Below are 8,414 nucleotides of genomic sequence, written 5' to 3'. Positions count from 1 at the left end.
CCTATGATCACATCTTTGGTGATCATACATTTCCTGACATTATTCATCTCCGGAAGTTCATACATAATTTCGAGCATGAATTTTTCCATGATCGCTCGTAATCCGCGCGCTCCTGTTTTATGTTTGAGAGCAACTTTTGCGATTTCCTTCAGAGCTTCTTCAGCGAAATCAAGATTGATCCCATCCAGATCGAAAAGTTTCTTGTATTGCTTGCAGATTGCATTTTTGGGTTGGGTTAGAATTTGCACTAATGCCTGCTCATCCAATTCATGTAATGCACTGGTAACCGGAATTCTCCCGACAAGTTCGGGAATTAAACCAAACTTGACCAGATCGTTGGGAATAACTTTATTCAGAAGTTCAGGAGTTATTTCAGATTGGGATACGATATCAGCATCGAAACCGACTGTTTTTTTATTGATCCTTCTCTGAATGATCTTTTCCAGACCGAAAAAAGCACCGCCAGCGATAAATAAAATGTTTTTTGTATCTATCTCGATGAATTCCTGATGCGGATGTTTTCTGCCGCCTTTAGGAGGAACATTTACTTTCGCTCCTTCCAGGATTTTCAAAAGTGCCTGTTGAACTCCTTCTCCGGAAACATCTCTGGTTATGGAAGGAGCTTCCGACTTCCTGGCGATCTTATCCAATTCGTCAATGTAGATAATTCCCTTTTCAGCCTTTTCCACATCATAATTCGCATTCTGCAGCAGTCTGACTAAAATATTTTCTACATCCTCGCCCACATATCCGGCTTCGGTTAGAGTTGTTGCATCTGCAATAGCAAAAGGAACTTTGAGGAGTTTTGCTAAAGTTTCAGCGATCAGAGTTTTACCTGAACCTGTTGGACCGATCATCATGATATTGCTTTTTTCAATTTCAATATCATCATTTTTTTTCTGCTTGAAAATCCTTTTGTAATGATTATAAACAGCTACGGAAATTGTCTGTTTTGCTTTTTCCTGACCAATAACATACTGGTTCAGAAAATTGTGAATTTCACGAGGAGTTGGAAGAATAAAATGATCCAATTCTTCTTTTTGATGATCGGATTCCACGATCGTTGAACACATGGCAATGCATTCTTCACATATATTTCCGGTTATTCCTTTGATCAAATATTTGGTTTCTGCTTCTGTTCGATTACAAAACGAACAACGGTGTAAATTATAAGAATCCAAAGTATCTCCTTATTTGTTTTGTCATTCTTCCCGAAGGCTTTCGGGATTCCTGCTTTTCTCTCTAAATCTTGAAATTCTTCTTGCTTTTTTTTTACAAGATTAAGAATCTCCAGCGTCAAAGTTCCTTGTCTAATTTAGGATGATGATTCCTCGGAAGAAAAGTTGAAAGACTCCATCTCTTTCAAGAAAGAGAAGTTATCAGAATGCAAGCGTATACATTTTATTTCTCTTTTTCTTTTACAGTTTCCTTCCTGGAAACGATCACTTCGTCGATAAGACCATAGTCTAGAGCATCTTCCGAACTCATGAAAAAATTCCGGTCTGTATCCTTTAAGATTTTTTCTATGGGCTGATCCGTATGTTTCTGTAATATCTTATTCAATCTTTCTTTAAGGAGCAGGATTTCTTTTGTCTGAATTTCAATATCAGAAGCCTGACCTCGCACACCTCCGAGAGGTTGATGGATCATTATCCTGCAATTCGGTAAGGCAAAGCGCTTGGTTTTCTGTCCTGCAGCGAGCAAAAGTGAACCCATACTCGAAGCTTGTCCAATACAAATTGTACTTACTTCCGGTCTGATATACTGCATGGTATCATAGATTGCCAAACCTGCTGTAACCGAACCTCCGGGACTATTGATATACATATAAATATCTTTTTCAGGATCTTCTGCTTCCAGATGCAGAAGTTGGGCGATAACTACATTAGCAATGTTGTCGTCTATAGGTGAGCCAAGAAATACGATCCTGTCTTTTAATAATCTTGAATAAATATCATAAGCTCTTTCTACTTTTCCGTTCTGTTCAACTACAATTGGAACATAAGGCATATTGAATCTCCTTTATTTATCATTTAAATATATGTCTTTCTGAGAGGTTTCTTGCAAAGACAATCTTCCGAAGAATCTCATTATAAGAGGAGTTCCTTCGAGAGAAACGCAAGAAAAGCTACTCATGATGATAAAACATTCAATAGCAGAATCTTTTATCAAATAATTATAATCTAATATGATTTATTAAACTTGCCAAATTTCAAAAATTTGGCATGTTTTTATTGTTACTTTTTCTCTTCTTCTTTTTTTGGATAAGGAACAAATGTTGAGGATTTCTCAATTATCTCAAATAATTTATTCTCTTTTATTTGAAATAAAAATTCTTCACTCTCTATCTGTTTTTTATACATTTTCTTGTATTTTTCAACATCCATGTTCAGATTTTCCGCTGCTTCTTTGATGACATTTTCTTTATCTTCATCAGTTACTTCGATATTTTCTTTTTTCAGAATTTCCTGGATTAGATAAGTGCCTTTTAGATTATGTTCGGCAATTTCCTGAAAAATCGGCAGTATTTTTTCAATATCATCCTGCCCTGATTTAGAATAAGATTTTGCCATTTCGCGAGCATAGTTTGTTTTTATCGAATTAGGAATATCAATTTGATTCTCTTCAATTAGTTTATTTATAATAGCTTCTTTTATTGCTTTTTTATTTTCAATCTCAATCCCGATTTTAAGATCTTCAGTAATTTTTTCTTTCATCTCCTGCAGGGACTCAAATTCAAGATCTTTGGCAAAATCATCATCGATTTCAGGCAATTGTTTTCTTTTAATGGAAGTTATCTGAACTAAAAAATTCCGGTCTTTAATATTCGATGAAATATCTTTATCTTGAGATTCCTGCTTGGCGTCGAATAGTTTTGTTTTGATCTCATCCCCGATTTTCTTTCCTGTAAGTTTTTTATTAAATTCTTCGGAATATGGATTATCTCCTAGAAAAAATTGCCTGTCAATTTCTTTTGTGATCACATCGTTTTCATCCAAAAAACAGAATTTTGATAAAATAATATCACCAATTTCGGAAGGACTATCAGCATCGATAACAGTTGCTAATTTATCCCTGAATTCTTCTATCCTGACATCCAGCATCTCTTCTTTGAATTTATATGGTTCAAAAGGGATTTCAAGATTTGTATATTTGTTGATCTTGATTTCCGGAAAAATCTCAAAATGAAAGCTTGCGATCAGGTCTTTACCTTTTTCCCAATCAACTTTTTTATATTCTCCCGGACTGACCGGTTTAAGATCGATCTCATCAATTGCTTTTTCATAATAATTTTTGATCTTATCATTAAGGAATTCATCCTTGAGATGATCACCGTAAGTTCTTTCGATCATACTAATCGGAGCTTTTCCTTTACGAAAACCAGGGATGACAATATTTTTTTTCAGCTGATTCAAATTAGAATTGTAATCATGTAAAACTTCATCTGCTTCTATGGTGATAATCAGTTCTCTTACACATGGATCGATCTTTTTGATTTCAGTTTTCATTTTTCTCCTTCATTATATCAATAATGCGAAAGAGGGGACTCGAACCCCTATGAAATTGCTTTCACTGGATTCTAAGTCCAGCGCGTCTACCAATTCCGCCACTTTCGCGAGTTATTGTTTTTCGGCTTTAAATAAAATATAAATGATAAAATTTTTATTCCAATTTCATTTACGAAATCGAGATTAAGGCATTTCTTGATATATCTTCTCGTATTTCTGCTCTAAATCTTTTTCTCCTGATTTTTTGGCAGATTGATAGAGGAGTTGGACAGCTTCTTTTGAAGTATTATCATTATTATACCAGAGTTTAGCATATTTCAGAACATCGTCGTATTTTTCACTATTGTAAAGCTCATAACATAGATAAGACAGGTCTTGAACATCCAGCTCATCTCCTGCCAGATCGATTTCCATTTTCCAGTATTTCAGTTTTTTATCATTCAGTTCCAGATTAGAAGCAAATACTCTGGAATTAAAAATTGCGTCTAAATTTTGAGGATCTAATTCAATTATTTTTTCAAAGGTTTCCAGGGCTTTTTCCGGTTTTTCCAATTGTTCGTAACAAAGGCCCATCGTGAAAAGAACATCAGTATTATTTTCATCGAGTTTAATAACTTCCAAATACCAGTTCAAAGCATTTTCATAATCATTGATATTATAGTAATAGTCTGCAATTTGTGATTTCACGATAGCATTATCAGGTTCGATTTCGGAAATTTTTATCCTGTATTTGATCGCATTATCATAATCTTCTTTTTTCAGGTAAGAATTCATGATAAAAACAACAACATTGCTGCTGTCAGGAGCAATTTCCAGAAGAGTCGAAGCTTGTGAAATAACCTCGTCATAGTTTTCATTTTTATATTGCTCATAAATATTATTATATAGTTTTTGATAAATACTGGTTTTGAACTTTTGTATTTTTTCCAGACTAAAATTCTTATCAATATCTTTAGAAAATTTCTTTATCTCTTTATCAGCCTTTTTAGGATTATCCGCATTTTCTTTCTTGATCTTTTCAATAACGGTATTAGTTAATTCGATCGCTTTATCAAAAAATTTATTTGCTTCCAGATAATTTTCTGTATAATAATGACATAATGAAATATTATAAATAACCTGTAAATTGTCCGGATATTTTGTTAGGAGTTCCTCAAACATAGGAAAAGCTTTCTCATACCTTCCATCCTTTCGATGAATTTTTGCTCCCTTGAAAGTAGCTTTATCCTGAGCTGAAAATTTCTGATCATCCGATATTAATGAACCAACTAAAACAGTTAATAAAATCACCATACTCAATACTTTAAAAAATCTCATTTTTCCTCCATCTATTATAAAATAAATCTTTTGCAAAAATTTGCTAACCGTTTTTAAGTCAAGGATTTTTTAAACATATAGACTTGCCAAATTTCAAAAATTTGGCAAGTTTTATTTCGATGTTTATAAATCCATTTCCACCGGAAGAATCGCTTGAACTGGTTCATTTTTAATATTTTCATAAAACTCGATTGCTTTCTCAAATCCCAGATCTTCATTCAGGTCATTATTGAGAACATGTGCTAAAATATCGATATCAAATCGTTCTTTCAATAATAATTCAAGAAAAGATTTCTGTTCCGGGTAATATGTTCTGGCAAAAGTAGTGAGATTTGCCAGTTCTGCTGCTTTAATGATCGCATCTTCGAGGTTTCCGATGTCATCGATCAAATGATTATCCAACGCATCTTGACTACTCCAGACTCGACCTTGAGCATATTTTTCAACATCATCTAAATTCAAATCCCGACCTTCCGAAACGCGGGATTTGAATTCGAGATAAGTATCCTCGATTCCTTTCTTCAAAGCAGAAATTTGGGCGGGATCAGGTTTTACCCAGGGATCGAATATATTCGAATATTTCCCTTTCTTGATCTCATTCGGATGAATACCAACCTTTTTTCCAAGCTTATTGATATTCGGGATCATGCCGACAACTCCGATCGAACCGGTGATCGTGAACGGATCGGCAAAAATATGATCTGAAACACAGGAAATATAATAACCTCCGGAAGCTGCTACATTTCCCATGGAGATGACAACCGGTTTGTGTTCTTTTAATTCCCTGATCTTCGCTAAAATAATTTCCGATTCGAGAGCGCTTCCGCCCGGACTATTCACCCGAATGACCAAAGCCTTAACCTTATTATCTTTCTGTAATTTATCCAGGATTTTGATCATTTTTCCAGCAGAGATATTTTGTTCAAAACCGGATCTTGCTTGCGTAATTATTCCCTGTGCATAAAGAATCGCAATATTTTCCCTGAATGATAAAGGAATAGATTGAATTTGATAATCTTCAAAAGCTATCAGGTTCTCTTTTTCAATTCCGACCTTTTTGAATAAATCCGTTTTAAATAATAATTCATCAACCAAGTTATATTTGAGAGCTTTTTCCTGATTAATAAAAAGTTCTTCTCTTTTTTCATAGATCTTTTTTAGATCAGCAACCGGAATACTTCTCCGATCTGCTATCTCGTTCAGCATATTCTCATAAATATCGCTGAACAGATCATCGATACTTTCCCGGAAAGGTGGTGACATTTGATTGCGAGTATAAGGTTCTCCAGCTCCTTTGTATTTTCCGGCGTGAACAACCTGCATTTCAATTCCGAGTTTATCTAATAAATCTTTATAAAAGAGAATATTGGAACCGACTCCGGTTAGCAGAATTCCGGCAGAAGCAGAAGGATTCAAATAAATTTCATTGGCAACCGAAGCTAAAAAATAATCTCTATTCGTACACATATCAAGATAGGCGATAAGTTGCTTTCCTCTTCCTTTGAAATCTTCCAAAGCCTGGATAATTTCATTAGCAGTTGCAAATCCACAACTGATCCATTCCGGCTCTAATATAATTCCTTTGATTTTTTCATCTCTCGCAGCTTTATCGATCTTTTCGATAATTTCATGAGCTGATGAAATATCTCCTTCCCGCAAAAAAAAGTCATTTTTGATCTCCCGATAATCTATGATCTGACCGGATAATTTCAGATGTAAATAAGATTCAGGTTGAACCTTTACAGCTTTCTGTTTTCCCAGTTTGGTAATTGAATGTCCAATCACAAATATAATTATAATGACGATAAGTATGGATGATAAACACCCGAATGCAAACCATTTTTTTCTCATTTTTCCTCCGCTTTTTTTATGAACTACAAATGAAAAAGGATTGGATATTTGTCAATGATGTTGAATCCATTTATAAGTTTTCTCTAAAAAGGGTGTCATTAGTAAGATGTTAGAAAATTCAGTAATTATTTAGAAACCGATGAATCGGTTAATATTTACTGTTTTCTTATTAACCACCAACTTAAGTTGGTGGTTAATGAAACAGGAAAAAGGCATTAACCGTTTTAACGGTTTCATGTTTTTTGAATCTGACCTTATAGAGTGGATTCATTTATTAAAAAATAAGATTTTACTTGCACGAATTATTATCATTTTATTTTTTTGGATTGTAAATGATTTAAGAGGAATAGAAATATGAAAAGACTGACATTGATCTTATTATTAACTACATCTCTCTGTCTTTCCGCTGATTGGATTGAGCAGCAGAAAATTCTCCCTTTCGATGGATCAGAATGGGATTCATTCGGACTTTCTGTATCTATTTCCGGAGATTATGCTGTTATTGGAGCATTTAGAGATGACGATATTGGTTCCAATTCCGGTTCTGCTTATATCTTCCAAAATGTTGGAACGAACTGGTCTGAACAGATTAAATTAACAGCTTCCGATGGAGATATTGGTGATTTTTTTGGTGAATCTGTATCTATTTCTGGAGATTATATTGTTATTGGAGCAACATCTGCTGATATTAATGGATCAAATACAGGTGCTGCTTACATCTTTCATTGGAATGGAACAACATGGTTTGAACAAGCAAAATTGACTGCTTCCGATGGAGCAGATGGAGATAATTTCGGTTCATCCGTTAGCATTTCCGGGGATGATGTTCTTATTGGAGCAATATGGGATGATGATAACGGAACACATTCCGGTTCTGTTTATATATTTCATAGAAATGGGACATCTTGGACAGAGCAAGAAAAGATAACTCCATCTGATGGATCGGAATATGATAAATTCGGTTTTTCTGTTTCCATTTCCGGAGAATATGCTATTATTGGAACACCCTACTTCAATAATATGGGTAAAGCTTATATATATCATAAAGATGGAACAATCTGGAACGAACAAGCAAATATAACTTCTTCTGATGAAACCTGGGGAGATTTTTTTGCTTATTCAGTTTCAATTGACGGAGATTATGTAATTATTGGGGCTTGGGGAGATGAAGATAGTGGTGAAGAATCCGGTTCAGCATATGTTTTTCATAGAACTGGAATAATATGGGATGAACAAACAAAATTAACAGCATCTGATTCGTTTTGGTATGACATGTTTGGCTATTCTGTTTCTATATCCGGAAATGATATCATAATAGCTGCTCCTGGGGAAAGTGATGTTGGATCTGCCTATATTTTTCACAGGGATTTAGCTACTTGGACAGAGCAGGCAAAGATAATTCCATCGGATGGAACGGAATTTATTTTTTTTGGAATTTCTGTTTCAATTTCAGCAGATAACATTATTATCGGTGCACCAGATGATTATGTTAACGGTGAATCATCCGGCTCCGCTTATATCTTTCATAATTATAGTGTTTCTATCAACGATGATGAAATAACACCAGTAAATACATCGGTTATAGGAAATCATCCCAATCCCTTCTCTTCCCGGACAACAATTTCATTCAATGTAACACATACCTCCCGGTTTGTGACCATCGAGATCTACAACATTAAAGGGCAGAAGATAAAATCTTTGGAGTGCAACATCTGTGATGTTGCAGAAACAACACGG

At 34.5% G+C, this 8,414-nt stretch carries 6 protein-coding genes and 1 tRNA gene; 1 reads left to right on the top strand and 6 read right to left on the bottom strand.

The window, feature by feature from the left end; genetic code table 11:
- The 6 genes from clpX to sppA form a co-directional block, all read right to left on the bottom strand.
- Nucleotides 1-1,181 (bottom strand): ATP-dependent Clp protease ATP-binding subunit ClpX (clpX, locus tag ENL20_07960; protein ID HHE38494.1); only part of this gene is annotated, 1,181 nt, incomplete at its 3' end.
- Nucleotides 1,182-1,401: 220 nt separating this feature from the next.
- On the bottom strand, nt 1,402-2,010 hold the full coding sequence (clpP, locus tag ENL20_07955) for an ATP-dependent Clp endopeptidase proteolytic subunit ClpP (GenBank protein HHE38493.1): 609 nt from the start codon (nt 2,008-2,010) through the stop codon (nt 1,402-1,404).
- A 227-nt stretch (nt 2,011-2,237) separates the two neighbouring features.
- Nucleotides 2,238-3,509 carry a trigger factor gene (gene tig / locus ENL20_07950; protein ID HHE38492.1) on the bottom strand — a complete coding sequence of 424 codons (1,272 nt, stop codon included), beginning with the start codon at nt 3,507-3,509 and terminating at the stop codon, nt 2,238-2,240.
- 24 nt (nt 3,510-3,533) lie between these two features.
- Nucleotides 3,534-3,617: transfer RNA gene (locus tag ENL20_07945), tRNA-Leu, on the bottom strand.
- A 75-nt stretch (nt 3,618-3,692) separates the two neighbouring features.
- The gene (locus ENL20_07940) at nt 3,693-4,826 is read right to left on the bottom strand and encodes a tetratricopeptide repeat protein (GenBank protein ID HHE38491.1); all 1,134 of its coding nucleotides are present in this window, start codon (nt 4,824-4,826) and stop codon (nt 3,693-3,695) included.
- A 123-nt stretch (nt 4,827-4,949) separates the two neighbouring features.
- Nucleotides 4,950-6,677 (bottom strand): signal peptide peptidase SppA, encoded by a 1,728-nt coding sequence (sppA, locus tag ENL20_07935; GenBank protein HHE38490.1) that lies wholly within the window; start codon nt 6,675-6,677, stop codon nt 4,950-4,952.
- Nucleotides 6,678-7,031: 354 nt separating this feature from the next.
- Here sppA and ENL20_07930 point away from each other — a divergent pair.
- Nucleotides 7,032-8,414: hypothetical protein (locus ENL20_07930; protein HHE38489.1), on the top strand; the 1,383-nt coding region annotated here is incomplete at its 3' end.

It is taken from the genome of Candidatus Cloacimonadota bacterium, assembly GCA_011372345.1.
In the GTDB taxonomy this organism is placed as follows: domain Bacteria; phylum Cloacimonadota; class Cloacimonadia; order Cloacimonadales; family TCS61; genus DRTC01.
Note: the sequence above shows the minus strand (reverse complement) of the source record. Positions and strands in the feature narration are given on the sequence as shown.

What these genes read in the sequence shown, in the direction of transcription:
- clpP (HHE38493.1), bottom strand. Translation starts at nt 2,010, where the DNA reads ATGCCTTATGTTCCAATTGTAGTTGAACAGAACGGAAAAGTAGAAAGA.
- tig (HHE38492.1), bottom strand. Translation starts at nt 3,509, where the DNA reads ATGAAAACTGAAATCAAAAAGATCGATCCATGTGTAAGAGAACTGATT.
- ENL20_07940 (HHE38491.1), bottom strand. Translation starts at nt 4,826, where the DNA reads ATGAGATTTTTTAAAGTATTGAGTATGGTGATTTTATTAACTGTTTTA.
- sppA (HHE38490.1), bottom strand. Translation starts at nt 6,677, where the DNA reads ATGAGAAAAAAATGGTTTGCATTCGGGTGTTTATCATCCATACTTATC.